Here is a 25,377-nt window from a genome sequence, read left to right as displayed (position 1 = left end):
AATGACGGAGAAAAGCATGAACCAAAAGCAGTGGTATAAAGGTGCGGTTATTTATCAAGTTTATCCGCGTAGCTTTCAAGATAGCAACAACGATGGCATTGGTGATTTAAGAGGGATTATTAATCGTATTGATTACATTAAAAGCTTAGGCGTTGATGCTATTTGGATTTCACCTTTTTTCAAATCGCCAATGAAAGACTTTGGCTATGATATTAGCGACTATCGTGACATTGACCCGCTTTTTGGTGACCTAAATGATTTTGATGAGCTAATAAGCGAAGCCCACACTCGTAATATTAAAATAATTATTGATCAGGTGTTAAGCCATACATCAGATCAACACCAATGGTTTACTGATAGCCGTGAAAATCAAAATAACAGTAAAGCCGACTGGTATGTTTGGGCTGACGCAAAAGATGATGGAACAGCCCCAAACAACTGGCTATCTATTTTTGGTGGTGGTGCTTGGCAGTGGGAGCCTCGTCGCGGGCAATACTACCTACATAATTTTTTAACCGAACAACCAGATCTTAACTTTCATAACCCAGATGTTCGAAAAGCTGTGCTTGATAATGTTGAGTTTTGGCTTAAAAAAGGCGTTGATGGTTTTAGGCTTGATGCAATTAATTTTTGCTATCACGACGCGCAATTACGTGATAATCCGGCTAAACCAAAAGATAAGCGCCAGGGTCGTGGTTTTAGTGAAGATAATCCGTATGCATTTCAGTACCATTACTACAATAATACTCAGCCTGAAAATATTGAGTTTATGCAAGATATTCGCACATTACTTAATAAATACCCAGGTACTGTATCGCTTGGCGAAATCTCATCAGAAGATTCATTAGCTACAATGGCGCAGTACACCCAAGGTGGCGACAAACTGCACATGGGTTATAGCTTTGAGCTATTAACAAATGATTACTCAAGTGAATATATTAGAACTACGGTTCAAACTCTAGAACAACGTATGACTGAAGGCTGGCCATGCTGGGCATTTAGTAATCATGATGTAGAGCGCGTAGCGAGCCGCTGGAGCGAAAATGGCGAAGTAAACCCTCAACAATGTAAAATGCTAACCGCCCTATTAGCTTCTCTTCGCGGCAGCGTGTGTATGTATCAAGGTGAAGAGCTAGGTTTAGGTGAAGCAAGTGTGGCATTTGAAGATTTACAAGACCCATACGGCATTACATTTTGGCCTAATTTTAAAGGGCGTGATGGCTGTAGAACACCAATGCCTTGGGATCTAGCTGATTCATCTCATGCAGGTTTTAGTGAAGTAAAACCTTGGCTACCCGTTGATAATGCACATAAGCAGCAATCAGTAGCTATACAAACAGATTATAACAATTCAATTTTAAATGCCTACCGTGAGTTTATGGCATGGCGAAAAAGCCAAACAGTTTTACTTGAAGGTGATATTGAATTTATAGAAACGCCAGAGCCTGTGCTTGCTTTTTATAGAACGCTTGGAAAGCAAAGAATGCTTTGTATGTTCAATCTCAGCGCTAAGCAAACAAGTATTGATATGCCAACATCAATCGTTAAAGAATACACCGAGCTTAGCCACCACAGCGCAAAGTTAGACCGAGGCACCACAATACTTGAGCCTTACGCATGTTTTTACGCTCAGTGTTAATGACTCAAAAGTTACGTTTAGTGTATACGTAAGCGCGTTACACACGAAAAAGCCCAAGCTATTCACTTGGGCTTTTTTGTATTTAACGCATTCTAGTGACTTTTAGTTTCAACATTTAGACATTCAGTTAAAGCAAATAATACGGCTGATATTACAAATTTAAAATATCCTCATAGCAGAAATATACAATGGCGCTTATCCATTTCATTTTTGAACCTAAAAAATCACTTTTCCTAAAACAATCTAAAGGTTATTAATATAAAGCGCAGAATCAAGTTTTCTTAGCTACTAAATATATTACTCCAGCTGATAATGCTGTACTTACTAAAGTTTAAAAACCGACAAGTAAATTACTCATCCTCACGATAAAAAAATTTCGTTATCTTTTATTTCAATTTCGATTAAAAATCAACATACCAACAGAGTTGTTCTGGATTGGGCACTACTGATTTATACCTAACTTTAAACTGGATAAATCAGTCATCACACCATTTTTTTAGGAATAAACGAATGAAAAAAGCATTGCTAGCATTAATCGTAGCACCACTATTTGCAGTATCTGCGACTTACGCGGTTGCAGACGATGCGCCAACAGCTTCAGCCGAAATGATAAAAGAATACACAGAAATGTGTGTTAACTGGGCTAAAGATGATGACGTAAGCAATGAAGAGCTAAATGCCTACGTATTAAAATGCGTAAATGATGAGCTTGAATCTGAAGGCTATAAAAAAGTATCTTCTGTTAAGATTTAATTATACCAATTACATTTAATTAGTGATCTGTTAAAGCTATAAGAATATAGCTCAATAGCTAAGCGAAAAAGCATGGCATATATTTGTTCTCGGCAGCTGCTCCCTGCAATGCCTACTTTCTGCATCTACGCAGTCATATATGAATAGTGTTTAACGCAGTAACTGAGTTATTTAATACGCTAAAATGACCATGTTTTTAATCAAATTGGTAACACGCTTAGGTGAATGTACTGCTAATAAAGCCGTTGCGAAAGCATTCAACTAGGCACAAAAAAACCGGAATAGACACAAGCTGTGCATTCCGGTTTTTTATGACTTTTTAAATCTACAAAGCTATGAATAAGCAATAACGAGCTTATTCATCTTCTTTTTTAGCTTTCGCTTTAGGCTTAGCTTTAGCTGGTGCCTTTTTTGCAGCTGCTTTCTTTTTAGGCGCTGCTTTTTTCTTCGCTTCTTCTGTCCATTTACCTGCCTCATAATGAGCAGTCCAGCCGGTAGCTTTACCGTCAACTTCAGTCATAACATACTGAGATTTATTTTTACGGCTATAGCGTACAACAGCAAGATTACCATCAGGATCTTTAGCTGGTGCATCTGCTAAATAATAAAACTTAGGCGAAATGCGGTCTCTAAAGCGTTTTAGTTCTTCAACCTTAGGTGCACGTGTTTCACGTGACTTAGGAAAAGTATTTGCGGCTAAAAATATACCCGCAGCGCCATCACGTAAAACAAAATACGCATCTGACTTCTCACACTCTAATTCAGTAATGTGAACAGGATCTTCTTTTGGTGGAGCAGCCTCACCATTTTTAAGTAACTTACGTGTGTTCTTACACTCGTCGTTATTGCAACCAAAGTACTTACCAAAGCGACCCGATTTAAGCTCCATGTCAGAACCGCACTTATCACATTCGATAATTGGTCCGTCGTAGCCTTTAATTTTAAAGGTACCTTCTTCAACTATATGCCCTTTACATGCTGGGTTATTACCACACACATGTAGTTTACGGGTTTCGTCAATTAGGTATGAGTCCATTGCAGTTTCACAAATAGGACAACGCTTCATCTGCATTAATTTTTCGGTTTCTACGTCTTCGACATCAGCAGCAACCGCTTCATCGCCCGACACTAAGTTCATTGTTGTAGTACAACGCTCTTTTGGCGGAAGGCTGTAACCAGTACACCCTAAGAAAACACCGGTTGAAGCCGTACGTATGCCCATTTTGCGGCTACATGTAGGACATTCTATATCGGTTTCAACCATCTCATTAAGACGCATGCCACCATTCTCTGGCTCGTCTTTAGCGACAGTTAGTTGCGTTGAAAAATCAGCATAAAACTTATCTAAAACTTGAGTCCATACACGCTCGCCTTCAGCAATGTCATCTAAACGACCTTCCATTTTAGCTGTAAAATCAAAGTTCATTAAATCAGTGAAGTTTTCAACTAAGCGGTCAGTAACAATTTCACCCATTTTTTCAGCAAAGAAACGGCGATTTTCTACACGTACATAACCACGATCTTGAATTGTTGATATAATCGACGCATAAGTAGATGGACGACCAATACCACGCTTTTCAAGCTCTTTTACTAAACTAGCTTCACTAAAGCGAGCTGGCGGCTTAGTAAAATGCTGCTTAGGATCAAGTTCTATTAAAGTAAGTATTTCACCTTCTTTAACAGCTGGCAGTGATTGATCTTCTTCGTTCTTTTTACGCACCGCAGGTTGTACTTTTGTCCAACCATCAAAGCGAAGCACGCGGCCTTTTGCTTTGAGCTGGAAATCGTTAGCAGCAACAGTCAGTGTTGTTAAGTCGTATTCAGCAGGTACCATTTGACACGCTACAAACTGACGCCAAATTAGCTCATACAGCTTTTTAGCATCGGCATCTACGCCTTCGATATGACCAGACAACACTGTAACGCTTGAAGGACGAATTGCCTCATGCGCTTCTTGTGCATTGCCTTTAGAGCTATAGTTAATTGGATCTTTTGGTAAGTATTTAGCACCAAACTCGTTCGTTACATACTCACGACACATTTCAACCGCATCTTTTGAAAGATTGGTTGAATCGGTACGCATATAAGTAATATAACCGCCTTCATACAAACGCTGAGCGAGCATCATAGTCTTTTTAACGCCATAACCTAGGCGTGTACTTGCCGCTTGTTGCATGGTTGAAGTAATTAATGGCGCACTTGGGCGACTTTTACTTGGTTTTTCTTCAACGCTAATTACTTTGTATTCTGCATTCTCAAGGCTTTTAACAGCTGCGCTAGCCTGAGCTTCATTTACAGGCTTAAATGCCTTTCCTGCTTGTTTGGTTACTTCTAAGCGTAACTCAGACTCAGTATTCTTAACATCAGCGTGAATATCCCAAAACTCTTCAGGGATAAATGCCTTAATTTCACGTTCACGCTCAACTAATAAGCGTACCGCAACAGACTGAACTCGTCCTGCAGATAGACCACGTGCAACTTTTGCCCACAACAAAGGAGAAACCATAAAGCCTACAACACGGTCTAAAAAGCGTCGTGTTTGCTGAGCGTAAACCATGTCTGTATTAAGCTCACCTGGTGTTTCGAAGGCTTGTTGTATTGCGTTTTTGGTAATCTCGTTAAAAACTACGCGCTTATACTTTTCAGGTTCACCGCCAATGATTTCTTGAAGGTGCCAAGCAATTGCTTCCCCTTCTCTATCCAAATCCGTTGCGAGGTATATTTGATCTGCATTTTCAGCCAGCTTTTGTAATTCTTGAACAACCTTCTCTTTACCTGGCAGGATTTCATAATGCGGCTCCCAACCTTGCTCAGGATCAATACCCATGCGCGCGACCAGGTTAGTATAATCTCGTTGCTTTTTATACGCTGCTTTCTCTTCAGGTTCCATTTTGCGAACTTCTGCTGGCGTTTTAGTTGCCGGCACTTTAGCTTTGCTCGAACCTGAAGTAGGTAAATCACGTACATGCCCAATACTGGACTTTACGATGAAGTCATTACCTAAATATTTATTAATTGTTTTAGCCTTAGCAGGTGACTCTACAATTACTAGCGATTTGCCCATAGTTGCCTATTTCTAACCAAATATTAAAAATGTGTTTTGCCGACATAAGCGGCGCGAATATTTATAGGTATATCTACAAACACTAGTTGTTACAAGCTTTTAATACAAACTTTTCAGTATTTACTGAATAAACGAACAATTTTTGTCGTTAAATTAAACAAACAGGTGTTTTTAGATTAATTGATGTGGAATATATAGAACAGAAACAAAAATGCCAACCTAAAGGTTGGCATTTTTTATTTTAAACTACTCATTAGCAATCAACTATCATCACTTATTGCAATTTGAGCTGTCGAAATGTTGCCTTTACCAGTCGTAAACTCAACGGTTAAGAAGCCTTCCGTTTTATCATTTCCTTCTGCTTCGCGGCTAATTGATAGAGCTTCACCAAATGCAAACGTTGCACTTGAATTGCGAATATCAAAACCGTCTGTACCGCTGTACTCACCATTATCAGCAGATATAGCTACACTGGTACCTGTAGGCATTGGGTTATTATATATATCAGAGTAGTAAACAGCGAAAGTTAATGCTGATAGCTGATTCCCTAAATCTGCAGTAGTAATGTTGATAGAACCTACATCACAGTAATCTGTGTTATCGGTTGCTTCTAAGCGCAAGATAATAGCGCCAGACTGAGTGTCAGCCTGACGATAGATATTATTACACTCTTCGATATCCTGTCCGAGCTGCATAGCATTATCAGTAAATACTGTAGGATCATCTATAACTGTTTCTTCTAATGCTTCAGCAAAGCGATAACGTAACTCACTTTTTGTGACCACAAATCTACTGTATGCGGTACTACCCGACATAATGATTTCAAAAGAATCACGAATATCAACTAGTTCTTTAGTACAAAGGCTTTCAAATGTGTCACCTTCTGTTGGTGTTGTTGCTTCTGCTTTACATACTAAACCATTGTATTTTTCATCAGCTAGCGTGTGCATGCCATTGAGATCAATATCCCAGTTTTCTTCAAAATGCCCAGCATTTGTATTCTCTGGGCTACATGGATCATCACTATCGCCTTCTTGACAGTTATCAGCGGCTTTTATCACTGTCGCTGTAACAGGATCATAAATACCCGCTAAGCCATCATAAACACCATTTTCATTGTGATCGATAAATGCCTCTGTTAGATCATAACCACTATAATATTCGTTGGTATCAAAACGCCCATTTCCGTTAATGTCAATGAAAGATTCTTGACCTTTAGCGGTAACAAGCACTGTTGCACGACCACCAAGAGGGACGCCATTTTCATTGAAAGCAGCATTTAAAATACCGGCCATACAAGGTGCTGCAGAACCAAAGTAAAGATCACAGTTAAGTTCATTAGTTTTAGGGTTAATACTGTTAATTGTATTACCCCATTTTGCATCTGTGAATGGTTTTGGGTTTTGTGAACGCCATTGAGCAACGCACTGACCGTCGACTGTATTACACTCTAGCTGCGCATTAAATTCTGTACCATCAATGGTACCAATAGCACCCCCTTCAGTTGTTAAGTATACCGATGTACCATCAGGAACAGGGTTGTTAAAATGATCAGCTAAATAAACATTAACTTCTTCAATATCACCGGTATAATTTAACGCTTCAATATTGAAGTTAGTTGGTGCAGCAGTGAAACTATTGCCATCAGGTAAACCCGAACTAATCGAAACTAAATCAGATACTGTTATTACTTGCTCATCTAATGAAACTAATGAGAGTTCTCCGGTTGGACATGAAACATTGATATCACGCTCTGCGTCATCAAGAAGACACTCATCATAAAGTTCTTTCCAGCATGTAACGTTGTCGTTTTGGTCAGCTGGAATAAGTTCATCTGGGATGTAGCAAGCTTGCACACGCACAGCCTGAGGAACAAAACCAGAGTTCACTTGAATACGTGCTAAACCTTCAGAGTCTGTTGAAACACTAGCATGCGAATAACCGGTTGCATCTGTAACTTCAGAAAGTGAGATGCCACCATTAGTCGAGCTTAAACGAAAGTCTAAGCGCTTTTGCTTAGCAGTATTACCTATTTCATCTGTTAATTTGAATGTAAGTTGGCTGATTTCTTTACGAGAAACTCCACCAGTCCCTTTTAGTGCAATTACATTTTCTGATGCTTCAACAAATTCAATCGAGCTTACTGCGGCAGCCGATACAGGTACATTAACTGTAACAACTTTTGGTGTACCACCAGTAAGCACTGTCGCTGTAACCGTATCGCCTTGTGATATGTTACAGCCATTACTTCGGTATGTCGCTGTTGCAATACCACTAATACTCGTTGCAGTATCATCCATTACCGCAAGATCAGATTCAACACAACCAGATGTAAATTCAACATCTAGTGGAGTTACAAACAAATCTCCATTTGCATCATAAATATTTACTGAAATAACCGTTGTAGCTCCAGCTGCTAGCGGCACAAATTCGTTATCAATCACATTGCCAGCATCATCTAATTTATTATATAAACCATTTGAAATTTCAACACTTAATTCTGCTGTAGCGATTTCAAATGCTTTTGAAGCAGTAACTGATTTAGCAGTAACAGATACTTCTCCCGCACCACTGCTTGCCCCTGGCTGTAATTTTAAAATTGCAAAACCAAAGTTATCTGTTAGTGCTTTACCTGATTCTGGTAACAAGGCACCAAGGTCTGTAGATAGCTCAGCTATAATGCCATCAATACCATCACCTGAACTTGTATCTGTGACTTTAATCATAACGTCAATAAGTTCATCAGAAGAGAATTGATTTACAACATTACAACCAGATGCTAGATATGTGCTTTCGAGGGATGTTGTGTTGCGATTAGCATCCCAATCACTTGCACAGCCTTGTAATAACTTGATATCAAGCTCTGCTTCAGCACTTTCCACAGGTGCATCATCACCATTTGAAATAAAGCCTGCAACTTTAGTGATGCTATTACCGCTTTCATCCGTATAGATGGCAACGACTTGACCCGCACCTTTTGAATCACCGCTACTGAGCGTTACGGAAGCTTTACCACTCGCGTCTGTTAATGCCGTACCTAACACAGGTGTGATTTTACCTGTGTAGTTAGTTGTAAAAGAAATTAGCTGGCCTTGTAAAGGTTCATCTTCATCTAACAAGGTAGCGGTAACCGTCCCTTTATTATCTTTACTGACTGGATTTTCAGCTGTAAATGGCGAACCAGTAATATCTAAAATTGAAATATCTAGTTCAATACTTCCACTCACACTTGAGTCATCATTCTCAGAACCATCTGATGCAAATCCAAACGAATCACTGTAGGTGTCTTCACCGTTAATATGGGTAGCAGTAATAATACCCGCCCCCGCAGTATCGCCTGCCGTAAGAGTGATCGATGCTACACCATCAGCGTTAGTTAAAACCGTGCCAGAGACTGGGTCAAGTAAACCAATAGAGTCTGCTAACGTGAATGTAATACGCTCGCCAGACACTGCATCACCATCTTCATTAACTAAACTAGCTCTTAATTCTAAAGGAGCATCAGCAGTCACACTATTCGACTCAGTATCACTCGCTTTCAAATAACCTTTCAAACTTATTGTATAGGTTGATGTTTCCGTCGTGGAATCACCATCACTAATAGAGCCGTCTTTTTCAAGTGACCCACCGCCACCACAGGCTGTGAGTAAAAAACTTAGCAATGAAATGCCGAGCAGTCGCATTAAAGGCATGAACCTCTCCCTAGCGTTGTTATTATAATCAAAATTAATTTTCACTTAATATTAACCTATAACTTAGTCTAAAATCTCAGTTTTTTATTACTTTTTTGCGCAAAATAATTTTAAATAAATACCAATTTTTTCTGTAGTAAATATTTCCTTGCTGGTAGTCTATGGCAAATTTATAAAATGTAGATCAGGGAATATGTCAAAAATCCGTTCAATGAGTTTAACCACTCGCATCATGATTGGTATGGCGCTTGGGGTTGCAGTAGGTTTTATATTTCAGGCTATATTAGCTGGTGAAGACGATTATCTAATACCACTTGGGTTATTCTCTTTGCCAATTAAAGCCTTTTTTGTTGATGGTATTTTCCATGTTGGTGGCCAAATATTTATTGCCAGCTTAAAAATGTTAGTTGTGCCTCTTGTTTTTGTATCGCTCGTTTGTGGTACCTGTAGCTTAAGTGACCCTAAAAAACTAGGCCGCCTAGGTGGTAAATCTATTGGTTTATATTTATTAACTACGGCTATTGCTATAACGGTGGCTATTACACTTGCCTTATTATTTAGCCCTGGTGAAGGTATAAGCTTGCCATCTAATGCAACTTATGATGCCAAAGAAGCGCCTACTCTTGCACGTGTAATTATAGATATGTTTCCTACTAACCCATTTGAAGCCATGGCCAAGGGTAATATGCTTCAAGTTATAGTGTTTGCACTATTATTTGGTGTAGCAATGGCATTAAGTGGTAAAACAGGCAAACGCGTAGCAAGTGTTTTTGAAGATTTAAACACAGTAATCTTAAAACTAGTTACACTGTTAATGAACATTGCACCTTATGGCGTGTTCTTTTTAATGGCAAAACTATTTACAACAATTGAGCTTAACTTAATTGTTAGCCTAGCCAAATACTTTGGCGTTGTAGTGCTTGCACTGTTATTACATGCTTTCGTAAACTACACATTGCTTTTAAAAATATTAACGGGCTTAAACCCGCTTATTTTCTTAGCAAAAATGAAGCACACATGCTTATTTGCATTTAGTACCTCGAGCTCAAGCGCAACTATGCCTATTACACTTGAAACTGCTACTAAAAAACTAGGTGCTAATAACTCGGTTGCCTCATTTACTATCCCACTGGGTGCTACCATTAACATGGATGGCACTGCCATCATGCAAGGTGTGGCTACCGTATTCATTGCACAAGTGTTCAGTGTAGATTTAACAATTTCTGATTATCTAATGGTTATACTAACAGCAACACTTGCCTCTGTAGGTACAGCAGGCGTACCTGGTGTTGGTTTAATAATGCTGGCCATGGTACTTAACCAAGTTGGCTTACCTGTAGAAGGGATTGCAATTATTATCGGTGTAGATAGATTACTTGATATGACACGTACAGCAGTTAATGTAACCGGTGATTGTATGGTTACCTGTGTTGTTGCCAAGTCTGAAGGTGAACTTGATGAGAGCATCTTTAACGACCCTAATGCAGCTAAAGACTTAGAAGATTATCATAAGTCTATTGACTCATAAGCTACATTTATACAGCTATAAAAAAACCTTGATGCAACACATCAAGGTTTTTTTTCGAGTAGAAATAATTAAACTGAATCGTAAAAAAATTCTAATCTAAGGATTTAGGGATTTAAATTTAGAGAGTAAGTTTATTCCCACTTTATTTACACCACTACTCAGGCCAAGAGCTAGCTTATCGCTTAATCCCTTTTTAATTTTGTATTTAATCTTATAAATTTGGCGCTCATGTTGCTGCTCCAGTAATGCATCATCACTTGTCTTTATAACATCTACCAAACCTTTATCAATCGCTTGAGTTGCAAACCAATGCTCGCCTGTCGCAACTAAGTTTATATCTAAGCTTGGGCGTTGAGTGCTTACAAACGTTTTAAATAAATCATGTGTTTGTTCAATTTCTTCACGAAATTTTTCACGGGCCTTATCTGTGTTTTCACCAAATAAAGTAAGCGTACGTTTAAACTCACCTGCAGTAATTTGCTCAAATTCCACATCATTTTTCTTTAATATTTTATTAAAGTTAGGTATTTGAGCTATCACACCAATAGATCCAACTATGGCAAAAGGGGCTGCTAGTATCTCATCGGCTACACACGCCATCATGTAACCACCGCTCGCTGCTACTTTATCAATTGCAACACTCAAAGGAATACCGGCATTTTTAATACGCTGTAGCTGAGATGCAGCAAGTCCATAGCCATGCACTACTCCGCCGCCACTTTCTAAACGAATAAGTACTTTGTCTTTACTTGGGTTAGCAATAGAGATAATGGCTGTTATTTCTTCTCGTAAGCTTTCTACTTCGTGAGCGTCCATACTACCCACAAAGTCAATTACATATAAACGAGGTTTAGGCTCATCTTTATCTGCTTTTTTACTTTGCGATTTAAGCTGCTTTTGGTGTGCTTTAAGCTCTTTTTTACCCAGCGTATTTTGTAGAAAACTTTCTTTAAGATCGACTAATTGCTCTGATATGTCGTCAATTTGTATTTCACCTTTTTTGGCTTTAGGCTTAACTGCAGCGCCAACTATTAGCATTAGAATAACTGCTATAGCGATAACAAAAGTAATTGTTTTAGCAAAAAACAAACCGTATTCGTATAAAAATTCCAACTGGTTTCTCCATTTATAAATTTCAGCTAATTTAGCATGCTTTAAAGCAAAAAAAAGCCACTTTTCAGTGGCTTTTAAAGGTTAATTATTTTACTGGTTATTAATCAGTCACAACCTCAGGGTTGGAAACTAATAACATTCGACCGCGAGCAGCTAAGTAAGTAGCTACTTGCAACTGCATTTCTGTATTAGCGGCAGCACTGCCTTCAACAGTTGCAGCTTGTGCAGCATCTTGAGCTGGCGTTAATATAGAACCATGATGCCCTTTAGTAAATTTAACTAAGTAGCTTGTTGGTGTTTCACTCAATGCTTGCGAAGTACTTACTGTTTCAAGACCCATCAAGTTAGCTAATGGGATTGTGCCAGAAATAGGATTATTAGCTGCCATTGGTGGTATCACTTGGTCAGGCTTGTTATCAACACCATCGCCCACAACAACATTAGTATAAACAGGAGTGCCTAATGCTTTTACAGTGGCTGCATAATTAGTTGGATCGCCACTATCAAGTGCTGTTTGCGCCGCAAATGCAAATTGAGTAAACACTCCTTGAATATTAGTAAGCTTACTTGTTTCGCCAGCTGTAGTTAACGAAGCTACATACTCGTTATAACCACAGGTTAAATATGCTTCCATATCTGGCAATACTGCACCACAGTTAGACACTGCATCAACTTGTAAATACGCGTTAAACTCATCAGCTTCTGTTGTACCTGCTTGTGAAAGTACTGAACCTTGAATAAATGGACCAAATGCAGCTGATTCTAGTAAGAAGCTAGCTATACCGCCGCCGCCGCTTGCAAGTGCTACTGTGTTTACATTAAATAATGGGTCAACGGTTGGCGCTAATGGGTTATTAGCTTGTGCAATAAATGCAGGGGCTACAATAGAGCCTAATGAATGACCAATGTAAGTTACATCTTGCGCATTAATCGTTGCATCATTAATAAAGTTTAGACCTAAACGTAAACCTAATAAATCAGCCGCTGATTGACGTAAGCTATCACGCGCAACAAGTAATGAACTTAAATTCATGTAACTAAGCACAGAACCTGTTGTTGCATTAAAGTCGTCTGTTCCATCACCATCAACATCTATTCCACGCTCACCATGTCTTGGATGGTCAATAGCAACTGTTGCAAAGCCTTGAATAGAAAGCTGCGCCGTTAAAGCAAGCATACTTTCTTTTTGTGTTGTAATACCGTGTTGCATAATAACAACTGGCCATCCGCTATCAGGCATTGCGATAGGATCTAATTGTAACTGTGCACGTACACCATTAATTATTGGTAAAATAGGCTTAGTAACTTGCACTGGCACATTTGCCATACTTTGTACTTTTGGAATGGAGTTATATTTTGTTAAATGACGTGTGCTATCTAGTCCTAAGTCGCGTAATTGCCCGTCACTTAATGCAGAACATAAACCATCATTTTCACTAATAGGATCTGTCGGAAATGCATCACCAGCAACGGCCTTGTAACCGATTATTGCCACCGCGTTATCACACATACCTTGCCAATATGTATCACTTAAATCACTAATATCGGTCCCCGTTGGTGTACCTAAATACATCGGTAGCATAATGCTACCTTTTTGATATTGCACACCAGAGAAAGCAGCAGACACTTCTACACCCTGAGAAGCAAATACCTGTTGTACATTTACCATCGGTTGTTCAGGAACTTGAAGCGCAGGCGTTGGCATCGCAGGCTGTTGCAAACTAGCAGCTAGCAATTTTTTAATTGTCCCAAGTACTGGCCCCGCAGACTGAATAGTCATTGCGCTAGAAAAAATAATATCTTCTTTTGTTATATTTCCTGAACTTACAACTACATTTTCGTAACTGTTAACAGCGCCCTGCAAACCAAGTTGGGCTTCTGTAATTAATGGCGCTTCTTGCTTAACCAGACCATAAGTAGAAGAAGGCTCGATAGAGCGTCCTAATGAATCTTTAAGACCAGTAGTTAGTACATTGATGTATGAGCTACCTGCCGTAAATGGTTTTAAAGGAATAATTGCAACGGCATCACCAGAAGCTTGAGTGACAAAATCAACACCAAAAGTAAGCTCACCGACCAATTTACAAGCTGTACCTGCAGCTACAACTGAACATTCTGCGTCAGTTAAACTTGCACCCATTACTACTTCAAAAATACGGACTGTACCTGGTGTCCCAGCAGACGTTTCATCTAAACTCACATTTGGCGGAAATGTTAAATCGATTTTATATGGAACCTGAGAAGACCAACCGTCAAGTGCGCCTAGAGCAAGCTGAGGGTCAGCATAAGCTGCTCGAGAAATAGACACATTGTTGTCATCTAATTCTCCAGGAATATTAAGTGTACCGTCTTGGGTTCCACTCATTAATAAATCATTAGGTACCGATAAGATACCTGCAGCAGGGTCAAATGTAACCGTTGCTGTTGGAATAACGGTTGCTGTGTCGTTCTTAACATCTTCTAACGTTTCTCCGCCGCCACAACCTGCCAAGGCAGCTGTAACAGAGAGTGAAAGTAGCATTTTTTTCATATTGTTGGCTCCGCACATATTTTATTTTTATAGTGTGTTTAATCAGTGTATTAAGTTAAAACAATGTAATCAGGTTATTAATGAGACATTAGACCAGTTAAACTTAACGTAAAGTTTCTATTTTCGCCACCTAATTTTACAATAAATTCGATTACTTCACGTTTCGCTATGTTAAAATCAAAAAAAATAGATGAATGGGTACTTTTATGCACACATATCAAGCGGCTGAAAACGCACTTAAAGATAAAATTATTTTAATAACAGGCGCCGGTGATGGTATTGGCCGAGTAGCAGCAATTACGTATGCAAAATACGGCGCTACAGTTATCTTATTAGGAAAAACAACTAATAAACTTGAATGTGTTTACGATGAAATTGTTAATGCGGGTTACCCTAAACCTGCAATTGTGCCCATGGACTTAAAAGGCGCAACTAAACAAAACTACCGTGACCTTGCTGCAACAATTGAATATCAATTTGGCCGCCTTGATGGCTTGCTTAATAATGCAGGTATTTTAGGGTCACTTGGTCCACTTGAACATTTTTGCTCATCTACGTTCGAAAACATAATGAAAGTAAACGTGACCGCGCAAGCGATGATCACTAAAGCGCTTTTTCCTGTTCTTCGTAAGTCTGATAATGCATCGATAGTATTTACGTCATCAGGTGTAGGCCGCAAAGGCCGTGAATTTTGGGGGCCATACGCCATCTCAAAATTTGCTGTAGAAGGCATGATGCAAACATGGGCATGTGAAGTAGGTAAAACGAATATTCGTATAAACTGTATTAATCCAGGCGCTACTCGCACTTCTATGCGTGCTGCTGCATACCCAGGAGAAGATAGAGACGCGCTTGCTACACCAGAAGATTTAATGCCAACCTACTTATACTTGATGAGCGATGATTCTAGTAAAGTGAATGGCGAATCGTTAGATGCTCAAGTAAAAAAGTAATTTATAGTTTAAAAAATTTAAACAACACACATTAAAAAAGCCGCAATTAGCGGCTTTTTTGTGTGCAATAAATAACTAATTTATTATTTACGTTTGGTAGGCTTAACACGTTGATTGTGTTTTTTAACTGCTTTGCGGATCTGGTTGATTTTAGCGCGTTTATCTTTGCGTTTTTCAGGCATAACAGAAAGCTTAGTTTGTGTCTCGCGCCCTAATTTAACGGTTTTGCGTAAGTAGTTTACTGTTTCTAAATCATACTCCATCCAACCACCTTGTGGCACGCGCTTATCAAGCTCTAGTTTACCGTAACGAATACGAATAAGACGAGATACTTCCGCATCTTGAGACTGCCATAAACGACGTACTTCACGGTTACGTCCTTCATTTAACGTTACGTTAAACCAGCGGTTAACGCCTTCGCCACCCATAGGGGTTACAGTCGTGAATTTGGCTGGACCATCTTCAAGCTCAACACCACGTAGTAAGTTTTTAACCGTTTCATTGGTTACTTCACCAAATACACGCGCAGAGTATTCACGCTCTACTTCATAGCTTGGGTGCATCAAGCGGTTAGCTAATTCACCATCATTAGTAAAGAGCATCAAACCCGAAGTATTAACGTCTAATCGGCCAACCGCAATCCAACGCTCACCATCAATACGAGGAAGTCGGTCAAATACGGTACGACGCCCTTCTGGATCTTTACGTGTGCTTAACTCACCTTCGGGTTTGTTATACATAATTACACGACAGATTCTATCTGCTTTTTCTTCAATCTTTACAGTGTGTCCGTCTACACGAATTAAATCAGTTTCTTCAACACGGTCACCTAACTTTGCCACTTTACCGTTTACACTAACGCGGTTTGCATCAATGTATTTTTCCATTTCACGGCGTGAGCCTACGCCTGCACGGGCTAAGACTTTTTGTAACTTTTCACCTTGTATAATACTCATTCGGATGGTTCTCTCACAGAAGGATCGCTCAATAACTGGTTAATTTTACTTTGCTGCTCTGTTGGCAGCGCAGGTAAGTTTTCAAGTCCAGTTAACGAAAAATAATCTAAAAATTGTTTAGTAGTTGCATATAAAGCCGGCTTACCCGGAACCTCTTTATGCCCTACCACTTTAACCCAATCTCTTTCGAGTAGGGTTTTAATAATATTCGAACCCGTAGTAACACCCCTTACTTGCTCAATTTCACCGCGCGTAATGGGCTGCCTATATGCAATAAGTGATAATGTTTCCAGTAAAGCACGTGAGTATTTTGGTGCGCGTTCTTGCCACAAGTTATTTAACCAAGGGCTTAAACTACTACATGCCTGAAAACGATACCCACTACCAACTTCAACTAAGCGAATACCACGAGTTTGAAAATGTTCTTGTATTGTATCTATTGCGTCGTTTATTCGCGCCATAGAAATAGCTAAATCTATTAATACAGTATCTTTAAGGTGGCGTTTACTCACAGGCTTATCTGCAACAAAAATAGCTGCTTCAATGATCTCAACTAGTTGTTCATCACTAATTCGCCGACCCGCCATACACACTCTTAACAAATAAAAATACACAGCCATCTATTATGACAGAACAACACCAAACTAGGAAAATATATCTACTAAATAACTAGATTTTAAATACAAAAAAGCCAGTGATTATCACTGGCTTCTAATTTACTCTTTAAAACAACAAATATTAGCTGTGTTTAATGGCTTCTAATGCATCATCTTCAGCTACTGCGTTACCGTATTTTTTAATGTAACCCATAAACTCGCTTTTACTGATGCGCTTATCTTGGTTTTTATCCATGTAACCAAAGTGATTTGAAATATCATCATCGTTACCTTCAACTACCGAAATATAGCCATTACTGTCGTTATCTAAGCTTGAAAAGCTGCTTTCAATTTTATCGAATTTAGCGATTTCAGCTTTAAATGCCGACTCACTTACTTCAGAATCAGTGGCTACTTTACCATTGTTTAACTTCATGTAAGTGTTGAATTCTTTGCGGCTAATTTCGTTATCCATATTGGTATCAATATTTGAAAAATGGCCCCAAATGCTATCGTCATCAGCTTCAACTTTTGAGATGTAGCCATCGCTGTCATTATCTAAACTTGCAAAGTCACTGTCTATTCTTTCAAGACCTTGATTAGATGAACAAGCCGCTAGGCTTAATGATGCTAAAATAGTGGCTGCTAATGTTAACTTTTTCATAAGACGTATCCTTCGTAATTAATTAAATGTCACTTTAACTAATACAAATCCAATGCCAATAATAGTTAACTTATAACAATCAACAACTTAATCTTGATTTGTGCATTTGTTGAACAGTTTCAATAAGTTAAGCTTGCAAGCTTTGCAAACAACCTTGTAATTTTTGCAAAAAAATACCCGGTAAAAAACCAGGTATCTCAATTTTAGTTATATAGTTCAGCTAATAATTAGATTGCTGCGTTTTGGTAGCGTTTAACAAACTCAGTAACGTTTTGACCATTACATTTTAATGAGTTTAAGTTACCAATTTTTTGACGAACAGGTGCTAAACCTTGTTTTAAAGCCGTCATACATAATTGAGTTTCTTGTTGAGCGTCTTTTGCAAATACTTCTACTTTCTCAACTGATGCGTTGCTTAATGTCGTTTTTTTAGCAATATCGCGAATATCTTCACCATTACATAAAATGCTTTTAGAAAAACGAGATAAGTAAACACCGTGCTGAGCAGCTTCTTTACGAGCAACACTAAAGCCTTCGTTTGCGCTTAGTACACATAACTTAGACTCAATTTTATTATCTTGACTGAAGTAAGTATTGCTTTGTGCTGAAGCAGTTGCAGATGCTAATAAAGCAGTAGCTAAAAGTAGTTGTGTTTTCATGAGAGATCCTATTTGAACGAGCTAAACAAGTGAATTTCGCGCATTATATATTCAATAAAGTTAAGTTCAATTGAATTTTTTATTTATTTAAAAAATTAATACTGCATTTACAATGTTTAAACTTTACTCACCAATTGATCAACATTTGTGCAGCTATTTTCTCATTTCAGTCATGTTATATACGCGTATTTACTGATACAATTTAATTCATTAAATAGATCCAATTTTAAGGTAAATTTTATGAAAGTGATTTCTTTCAATATCAATGGTCTGCGTGCTCGTCTTCACCAATTACAAGCAATTATCGACAAACATCAACCAGACGTTATTGGTTTGCAAGAGATTAAAGTTCATGACGAAGCATTCCCACTAGAAGATGTACAAAAAATGGGATATCACGTCTACTTTCATGGCCAAAAAGCCCATTATGGCGTAGCTATGTTATGCAAAAAAGAGCCTAAATCGGTCTTAAAAGGCTTTGCTACCGATACAGAGGAATCGCAAAAACGCATGATAAGCGTCACTGTTGAACAAGATAACGGTCGCGACCTTACCGTCATGAATGGCTATTTCCCACAAGGTGAAAATATTAATCACGAAACTAAATTTCCTTATAAACGACAATTTTATAAAGATTTGATGACACACCTTGAAACCAACCACACCCCTGATCAAGACGTCATTGTTATGGGCGATATCAACATATCACCCACCGATTTAGATATTGGGATTGGCGAAGTTAATGCAAAGCGTTGGTTAAAAACGGGTAAGTGTTCTTTCCAACCGGTAGAGCGTGAATGGCTTTCAACATTACTTAATTGGGGCTTTAAAGACACCTTTAGAGAACAAAACCCAGAAACAGACGATCAATATTCGTGGTTTGACTATCGCTCTAAAGGGTTTGTAGATAACCGAGGGCTTCGAATAGATGTAGTACTTGCGACTAATGAGCTTGCAGCACGCTGTATAGATACTGGTATTGACTACGAACTGCGCGGTATTGAAAAACCCTCAGATCATGCCCCTATATGGTCAACATTTAAGTAATTACTATGCTCAGCATAACAATACAAGGGCTACTTTGGGCCCTTGTAATTATTATTGCCCTACTAAGCTTTGATAAAAAAACATATAAAACATTGCTTAATACGCCAGCCCGTCAAACTGGAGTTCTTGCATGTGCGTTAGTGTTTGCAGTGCTTTGGCGAATAAAGGCTGGCATTTTAACTGGCCTTGATTTACACATCCTAGGTGTTACGGCTGCTACATTAATTTTAGGCTGGCGATTGACTATTTTAAGTAGCCTACTTGCCACAGCGCTACTCGCTGCCTTTGGTCAAATTGAACTTGAGCTGTTACCAGTACAACTGTTTATTGGTGCGTTTATTCCTATTTTATTGAGCTATCTTGGCTTTATAATTAGTTACCAATATTTACCTCGTCATTTTTTTGTTTATATATTTGTTTGTGCGTTTATAACCGCAGGATTTATAGCCTGTATAAAAATAGGCCTAGGTGCTTTATTTTACTTAGCTATAGGGCAATACAATTGGCAAGAACTTGCAGATAACTACGTTTATTTAAGTGCCATAATTTGGTTTCCTGAAGCAATGCTCAACGGCATGGCTATAACAATTATGATCACCTATCGCCCGCATTGGGTAAAAACTTTTTACGATAAGGACTACCTAGACTCATGAGTCTACAATATCAATGCCCGCTATGTAACCTCGCACTTTTGAAAGCTGATTCAACACTTCGTTGTGCTAATAACCACAGCTTTGATTTTGCCAAAGAAGGGTATGTTAATTTACTGCCTGTCCAACAAAAAAATTCAAAACAACCGGGTGACTCCCTTGAAATGGTACAAGCTAGACGCGCATTTTTAGAGCGTGGATACTACCGCTTTTTACAACAAAATCTTAGCGATTTAGTCGGTCGAATAAGTGCGAATACGGTTATAGATTTAGGATGCGGTGAAGGGTTTTATACCCAAGCAATAGCAAGTAAAACAGACGCAGTTGTATACGGTGTCGATATTTCAAAATCTGCCGTGAAATATGCGGCAAAGCGCTACCCTAATTGCTATTTTAGTGTTGCATCAATTAGCCAAGCGCCTTTTAAAAGTCAATTTGCTGATGTACTTATTAGCGTATTTGCACCTTTGTTTGAGGAAGAGATTGAACGTCTTGCTAATAAAAACGCAACATTAGTGGTAGCAAGCCCAGGCCCTTATCATTTAAAAGAGCTAAAATCGTATATATATTCAGAAGTAAACGAACATACTGAAATAGCCACGCCAAAAGGGTTTCAAAAATCAGAACAGGCTATTTTAACAGAGCATGTAGCGCTTAGCTTTACTGATATTAAAAACTTAATAATGATGACGCCATTTGCATGGAAATTTAGACCCGAGCACTGGACAGCACTCGAAGAAAAAGGTGAACACAATGTCACCTTATCATTTTATATTACTCAGTTTACCAAAATAGATGATGGTATAACCCGCTAAAACTGCTCTTTAGTAAATGCTCTATCCATTTTTTCAAACATATCTTTAAGTAAGTTAGCAAGCTCCATATAACGGGGCTTGTTCTCACTTAACTGCGTTTGATATCCATTAGCCGCCATTTTAGTGTACAGCTCGTTGTACCATTTTTGCATCGCAGGATCTAAAGGCGTTTGCGCTCGTTTACCTAACCAAAATAAACCTTGTAAAGGTAACGATATAAAAAATAATGCACTCGCAATAGCTTGCGGTAAAAAATCAGAACCTAAGTAATTAAGCTGAAAAAACAACGTTAGCATAGCCAAGATTGGCATTACTGTAATGGCAAGCTCAGTCGCTCTAATCACTCTAAACTCTAAAAACAAAGGCGCAAGCTCTTTACGCATTGGCCATTTTTTACCATACAAACGGCCTGTTTGTAGTTGTGACATCACACTTTTTTGCATCATGACTCCTCACAGATACTGCTTTTAAATACAATAGAAAACGAGCTATACCAAAGTGTAACACAAAATGAGGGAGTTACACTTTCTCAGTAAAAGAGCTTAAATTTCCCCTTTAATGGCGAACAATCCTAACTTAAACATCATAAATAAGGTAAAATATTTAACATTGAGTTAACCACTTTGCAGTTGAACATTTAATTGTTTTAGCTTTATTTAATACCGTAAGTGTAACTATCACGTATTAACGTTCACTTACTAAATTTGTTTATGGAAATTGAATCTATGCCAACAACCTCCCCTGAATCCCAACATGTTTTAGTTTTAAACTGTGGTAGCTCTAGTTTAAAGTTTGCCATTATTGATGCAAACGACGGTCACGAAATTATATCAGGCCTTGCTGAACGCTTGGGTGCCAAAGCCCCCTCCATTAAATACAAATTTAATGGAACTAAGACGGTTATCGACTTAGCGGCTAATCAAGCACATGCTGAGGCTATAAATACGCTTGTAAGCTTAATAAAGGATCATAACCTTGATGAGCACCTTATTGCTGTTGGGCACCGTGTTGTTCATGGCGGAGAGCATTTCACAAAGTCAGTCTTAATTGATGAAGACGTAATTAACGGTATTACTAAAGCGTCTTCTTTAGCGCCACTACATGGTCATGCGAACTTGTTAGGTATTTCATCTGCACAAGCTTCATTTATAGGTTTACCCCAAGTAGCAGTATTTGACACAGCATTTCATCAAACTATGGATGAAGTTGCCTACCTTTACGCCCTACCCTATAAGCTTTATACAGGCTACGGTGTAAGACGCTATGGTATGCACGGCACAAGTCATTACTATGTAGCAGGACAAACTGCTAAATTATTAAATCAGCCTATAGAGAAGAGTAATTTCATTAGTGCTCATTTAGGTAATGGCTGCTCTGTTACTGCAATAAAAAATGGTAAAAGTGTTGATACCAGTATGGGTTTAACGCCATTGGCTGGTATTGTTATGGGTACTCGCAGTGGAGATATTGACCCCGGTTTATTTAATTTTTTAACTACACAGCTTAGTTACAACGCTCAGCAAATAGATAATTTATTAAACCAAGAAAGCGGCCTACTAGGTATTAGCGAACTCTCTAACGATTGTCGAACGATTGAAGAAGCCGCTGTTGCCGGACATAAACAAGCACGTTTAGCGCTGGATATTTTTTGCTACCGACTAGCCAAACAAATTGCAGCCTACATGGTACCATTACAACGTTTAGATGCACTTATATTTACTGGCGGCATTGGCGAAAACTCCGATATCATACGTGAAAATGTCATTAATCAATTAGCTTTTTTAGGGTTCAGTTGTGACCAGAAGAGCAATCTTGATGCACGTTTTGGTAATCAAGGTATTATTAGTTCAGCCAATACTTCATCCAAAGTGGTAGTAATGCCGACCAACGAAGAGTGGGTTATTGCACTTGATGCCGCTAACATCGTAAAGGAGCTTTAATATGGCACGTCGTATTATGTTAATTCCTGTGTCTACCGGTGTGGGTTTAACGTCGGTATCCGTTGGTTTAGTTCGCGCTCTTGAGCAAAAAACAGTTAAAGTTAACTTTTTTAAACCCATCGCTCAGCCTCGTTCAGGCGAAACAGGTCCTGAAAAATCAACACAAATAGTCACTCAAGGTTCACCTATTAACCCACCCACCCCTTTTGCTCTTGATTATGCTGAGCAAATGATTGGCGACGGTAAAGGTGATGATCTACTAGAGGAAATTGTTGAACGCTTTGAAAGTAAAATAAACGACGATGAAGTAGCTATTATTGAAGGTATGGTGCCTACTCGTCGCCAACCTTATGCTGGGCGTGTAAACCGCGAAATTGCGCAAACACTCGGCGCTGAAATTGTATTTGTACTTACCCCTGGTAATTACACCATTACTCAAATAGAAGACCGCCTAGAAATTGCAGCAGGTAATTACGGTGGAATCGATCATCCTCGTGTACTGGGCTGTATTTTTAATAAAGTAAATGCGCCACTTGATGAAGAAGGCCGTGCACGCGCCGATTTAGTCGACGCTTACAAACCCGAAGAGCTTGAAAACGAGTTAAATCGTTTAGCGTCTTTACCTATTTTTAAAAAAAATCCGTTTATGTTGCTTGGCGCAATCCCGTGGGATTTTGACTTAGTAGCGCCACGCGTAAAAGACTTAAGCGCGTATTTAAAAGCAACAATAATTAACGAAGGCGATATGCTTCATCGTCGCCTGCGTCGTATCACTTTTTGCGCTCGTACGGTTTCTAATATTTTAAATTATTTTACGCCAGGTGCTTTATTAGTAACACCGGGCGATCGCTCTGACATACTTGTTGCTGCGTGTTTATCTGCTATGAACGGCACTAAACTTGGCGCTATATTACTCACCGGTGGCTTTGAGCCAGAGCCACGTATTATGGCTTTGTGTGAACAAGCTATGCAAACCGGTTTACCAATACTCGCAACCGATGCTGACACATGGCGCACATCACTATTACTGCATAACTTTAATATGGAAGTACCAAATGATGATGACCAACGCATTGAAAAAGTAAAAGATCACAACGCAGAACATATCAATTCAAGCTGGCTCGATACTCTAGCTCAAAGTGTAGGCAAAACGCGTAAGTTATCACCACCTGCATTTCGTTATTTATTAACCGATAAAGCACGTAAAGCAGATAAAACCGTAGTATTACCAGAAGGGAATGAACCTCGTACAATTAAAGCGGCTGCTATTTGTGGTCAACGTGGCATTGCTAAAACTATATTGCTTGGCGATCGCGAAGAAATAATGCGTATTGCACAGCAGCAAGGTATTGAGCTAAACGAACATGTAAGTATCATCGAGCCAAAAAGTATTATAAATGATTATATTGCGCCTATGGTCGAAATTCGTAAAAGCAAAGGCCTAACTGCTGTAGTAGCACAAGAGCAACTACAAGATAACGTCGTACTTGGCACAATGATGCTTGAGCAAGGTAAAGTAGATGGTTTAGTATCGGGCGCGGTTAATACCACTGCCAATACAATTCGCCCGCCCCTGCAGTTAATTAAAACAGCGCCAGGATCATCGCTGGTATCTTCCGTATTTTTTATGCTGCTACCTGACCAAGTGTTAGTTTACGGTGACTGTGCTATAAACCCCGACCCTAATGCTGAACAACTTGCTGATATAGCGATTCAATCTGCCGACTCTGCAGCTGCATTTGGCATAGAGCCACGTGTAGCAATGATAAGCTATAGCACGGGTACATCAGGTACGGGTGCCGATGTTGAAAAGGTACGTGAAGCCACAAAAATAGCAAAACAAAAACGTCCTGATTTAATTATCGACGGCCCACTACAATACGATGCCGCTATAATGGAAAATGTAGCACTTAAAAAAGCACCTAACAGCCCTGTAGCTGGTAAAGCGACTGTATTTATATTCCCAGATTTAAATACAGGTAATACAACATATAAAGCAGTACAACGCAGTGCCGACTTAATAAGTATCGGCCCTATGCTTCAAGGTATGCGCAAACCCGTAAACGACTTGAGCCGTGGTGCATTAGTTGATGATATTGTGTATACAATCGCCTTAACTGCAATTCAGGCAGCCCAAGCAGAAGCGCTAATAGCACATTAAACACAACGTGTGCTTTTTATAGCCTAGCTATTATTTATTTAATAATTAACTAGTTAGGATATTTATACCCTGCAACCCCCATACTTATCCACAGAAATTGTGGGTAAGTTTTTAATCTCTATTAAAACCCACTTCCAAATGCTCATTTTAGTCACGCTTACACCTTTAACTTGAAGGCAATAATCTATACTATAAAGCTATCAATAATGCTGTATCGCAGGCGTTTAATGTCAAAACAAACATTACAATTACACAGCACGGTTTTATCTATTCACAGTTTAGATGTTGACGCCGATATACCTGCGGCGCTACTAAAGCTTCCTTTATTTTTTATATCTAAAACCCAGGATGAACTATCTATCGTTTGCCCTAGTAGCTTTGAAATAGAGAGTTTAGATACCGAATCTGATTGGCAAGCACTTGAGGTGGTTGGCCCACTTGGTTTTTCGCTGACCGGAATAATGGCTAATATATCTGGTGTATTAGCACGCGCTAAAATTTCTATTTTTTCAATCTCAACCTACGATACCGATTATATTTTAGTAAAAAAGCAAACAGCCTCACTAGCACTTAATGCCTTAAAAAAAGATGGTTACAACGTGGTGGCCCAATAGCAT

At 38.9% G+C, this 25,377-nt stretch carries 19 protein-coding genes; 10 read left to right on the top strand and 9 right to left on the bottom strand.

Annotated elements, in window-relative coordinates:
* Nucleotides 1-16: 16 nt before the first annotated feature.
* Nucleotides 17-1,639 carry an alpha-glucosidase family protein gene (locus tag H5090_RS02695; RefSeq protein ID WP_182694967.1) on the top strand — a complete coding sequence of 541 codons (1,623 nt, stop codon included), beginning with the start codon at nucleotides 17-19 and terminating at the stop codon, nucleotides 1,637-1,639.
* Between the two features lie 510 nt (nucleotides 1,640-2,149).
* Nucleotides 2,150-2,392 (top strand): hypothetical protein, encoded by a 243-nt coding sequence (locus H5090_RS02690; RefSeq protein WP_002959734.1) that lies wholly within the window; start codon nucleotides 2,150-2,152, stop codon nucleotides 2,390-2,392.
* A gap of 355 nt (nucleotides 2,393-2,747) precedes the next feature.
* On the opposite strand, the gene topA is transcribed toward H5090_RS02690, so the two are convergent.
* Both topA and H5090_RS02680 read right to left on the bottom strand, forming a co-directional pair.
* A complete protein-coding gene (topA, locus tag H5090_RS02685; RefSeq protein ID WP_149602799.1) occupies nucleotides 2,748-5,456 on the bottom strand; it encodes a type I DNA topoisomerase in 2,709 nt (902 codons plus the stop codon).
* Between the two features lie 260 nt (nucleotides 5,457-5,716).
* Nucleotides 5,717-9,148 carry a hypothetical protein gene (locus H5090_RS02680; RefSeq protein WP_024606769.1) on the bottom strand — a complete coding sequence of 1,144 codons (3,432 nt, stop codon included), beginning with the start codon at nucleotides 9,146-9,148 and terminating at the stop codon, nucleotides 5,717-5,719.
* A 193-nt stretch (nucleotides 9,149-9,341) separates the two neighbouring features.
* Here H5090_RS02680 and H5090_RS02675 point away from each other — a divergent pair, with 193 nt between their 5' ends.
* Nucleotides 9,342-10,676 carry a dicarboxylate/amino acid:cation symporter gene (locus H5090_RS02675; protein ID WP_024606768.1) on the top strand — a complete coding sequence of 445 codons (1,335 nt, stop codon included), beginning with the start codon at nucleotides 9,342-9,344 and terminating at the stop codon, nucleotides 10,674-10,676.
* Between the two features lie 96 nt (nucleotides 10,677-10,772).
* Here the strand turns inward: H5090_RS02675 and sohB are convergent, their stop codons facing one another.
* On the bottom strand, nucleotides 10,773-11,789 hold the full coding sequence (gene sohB / locus H5090_RS02670) for a protease SohB (RefSeq protein ID WP_182681383.1): 1,017 nt from the start codon (nucleotides 11,787-11,789) through the stop codon (nucleotides 10,773-10,775).
* Between the two features lie 100 nt (nucleotides 11,790-11,889).
* Nucleotides 11,890-14,319 (bottom strand): VolA/Pla-1 family phospholipase, encoded by a 2,430-nt coding sequence (locus H5090_RS02665; RefSeq protein WP_182694966.1) that lies wholly within the window; start codon nucleotides 14,317-14,319, stop codon nucleotides 11,890-11,892.
* Nucleotides 14,320-14,525: 206 nt separating this feature from the next.
* On the opposite strand from H5090_RS02665, the gene H5090_RS02660 reads away from it, so the two are divergent.
* Complete coding sequence (locus H5090_RS02660) at nucleotides 14,526-15,272, top strand: YciK family oxidoreductase (RefSeq protein ID WP_002959717.1); 747 nt, start codon at nucleotides 14,526-14,528, stop codon at nucleotides 15,270-15,272.
* 83 nt (nucleotides 15,273-15,355) lie between these two features.
* Here H5090_RS02660 and rluB read toward each other — a convergent pair whose 3' ends face one another.
* The 4 genes from rluB to H5090_RS02640 all read right to left on the bottom strand — a co-directional run bounded on the left by rluB (nucleotide 15,356) and on the right by H5090_RS02640 (nucleotide 18,147).
* Nucleotides 15,356-16,228 carry a 23S rRNA pseudouridine(2605) synthase RluB gene (rluB, locus tag H5090_RS02655; RefSeq protein WP_024595359.1) on the bottom strand — a complete coding sequence of 291 codons (873 nt, stop codon included), beginning with the start codon at nucleotides 16,226-16,228 and terminating at the stop codon, nucleotides 15,356-15,358.
* Nucleotides 16,225-16,815: an SMC-Scp complex subunit ScpB gene (gene scpB / locus H5090_RS02650; protein ID WP_182672229.1), complete on the bottom strand. Its 591-nt coding sequence runs from the start codon at nucleotides 16,813-16,815 to the stop codon at nucleotides 16,225-16,227. Before scpB ends, rluB begins: the two co-directional genes overlap by 4 nt.
* Nucleotides 16,816-16,966: 151 nt before the next feature.
* Nucleotides 16,967-17,488, bottom strand: coding sequence for an EF-hand domain-containing protein (locus H5090_RS02645; RefSeq protein WP_002959711.1), 522 nt, complete (start codon nucleotides 17,486-17,488; stop codon nucleotides 16,967-16,969).
* A gap of 227 nt (nucleotides 17,489-17,715) precedes the next feature.
* On the bottom strand, nucleotides 17,716-18,147 hold the full coding sequence (locus tag H5090_RS02640; RefSeq protein WP_007582577.1) for a hypothetical protein: 432 nt from the start codon (nucleotides 18,145-18,147) through the stop codon (nucleotides 17,716-17,718).
* Nucleotides 18,148-18,387: 240 nt separating this feature from the next.
* Between H5090_RS02640 and xthA the strand changes: the two genes are divergently transcribed.
* From xthA to H5090_RS02625, 3 genes are read left to right on the top strand one after another with little or no spacing between them, the layout of a single operon-like run.
* Nucleotides 18,388-19,194: an exodeoxyribonuclease III gene (gene xthA, locus H5090_RS02635; RefSeq protein WP_182694965.1), complete on the top strand. Its 807-nt coding sequence runs from the start codon at nucleotides 18,388-18,390 to the stop codon at nucleotides 19,192-19,194.
* 5 nt (nucleotides 19,195-19,199) lie between these two features.
* Nucleotides 19,200-19,847: an energy-coupling factor ABC transporter permease gene (locus H5090_RS02630; RefSeq protein WP_024596545.1), complete on the top strand. Its 648-nt coding sequence runs from the start codon at nucleotides 19,200-19,202 to the stop codon at nucleotides 19,845-19,847.
* A complete protein-coding gene (locus H5090_RS02625) occupies nucleotides 19,844-20,659 on the top strand; it encodes a putative RNA methyltransferase (RefSeq protein ID WP_182694964.1) in 816 nt (271 codons plus the stop codon). The genes H5090_RS02630 and H5090_RS02625 overlap by 4 nt, the downstream gene beginning before the upstream one ends.
* Here H5090_RS02625 and yfbV read toward each other — a convergent pair.
* Complete coding sequence (gene yfbV / locus H5090_RS02620) at nucleotides 20,656-21,102, bottom strand: terminus macrodomain insulation protein YfbV (RefSeq protein WP_024596543.1); 447 nt, start codon at nucleotides 21,100-21,102, stop codon at nucleotides 20,656-20,658. The genes H5090_RS02625 and yfbV overlap by 4 nt on opposite strands.
* Before the next feature lie 282 nt (nucleotides 21,103-21,384).
* On the opposite strand from yfbV, the gene H5090_RS02615 reads away from it, so the two are divergent.
* The 3 genes from H5090_RS02615 (at nucleotide 21,385) to H5090_RS02605 (ending at nucleotide 25,374) form a co-directional block, all read left to right on the top strand.
* Complete coding sequence (locus H5090_RS02615; protein ID WP_024596542.1) at nucleotides 21,385-22,599, top strand: acetate kinase; 1,215 nt, start codon at nucleotides 21,385-21,387, stop codon at nucleotides 22,597-22,599.
* A gap of 1 nt (nucleotide 22,600) precedes the next feature.
* On the top strand, nucleotides 22,601-24,760 hold the full coding sequence (pta, locus tag H5090_RS02610) for a phosphate acetyltransferase (RefSeq protein WP_002959697.1): 2,160 nt from the start codon (nucleotides 22,601-22,603) through the stop codon (nucleotides 24,758-24,760).
* 227 nt (nucleotides 24,761-24,987) lie between these two features.
* Nucleotides 24,988-25,374, top strand: coding sequence for an ACT domain-containing protein (locus H5090_RS02605; protein WP_002959696.1), 387 nt, complete (start codon nucleotides 24,988-24,990; stop codon nucleotides 25,372-25,374).
* Nucleotides 25,375-25,377 lie beyond the last annotated feature (3 nt).

This window comes from Pseudoalteromonas sp. SR43-5, from assembly GCF_014163835.1.
GTDB lineage: Bacteria > Pseudomonadota > Gammaproteobacteria > Enterobacterales > Alteromonadaceae > Pseudoalteromonas > Pseudoalteromonas distincta.
The sequence above is the reverse complement of the archived record's forward strand: the minus strand, read 5'-3'. Positions and strand labels throughout refer to the sequence as shown.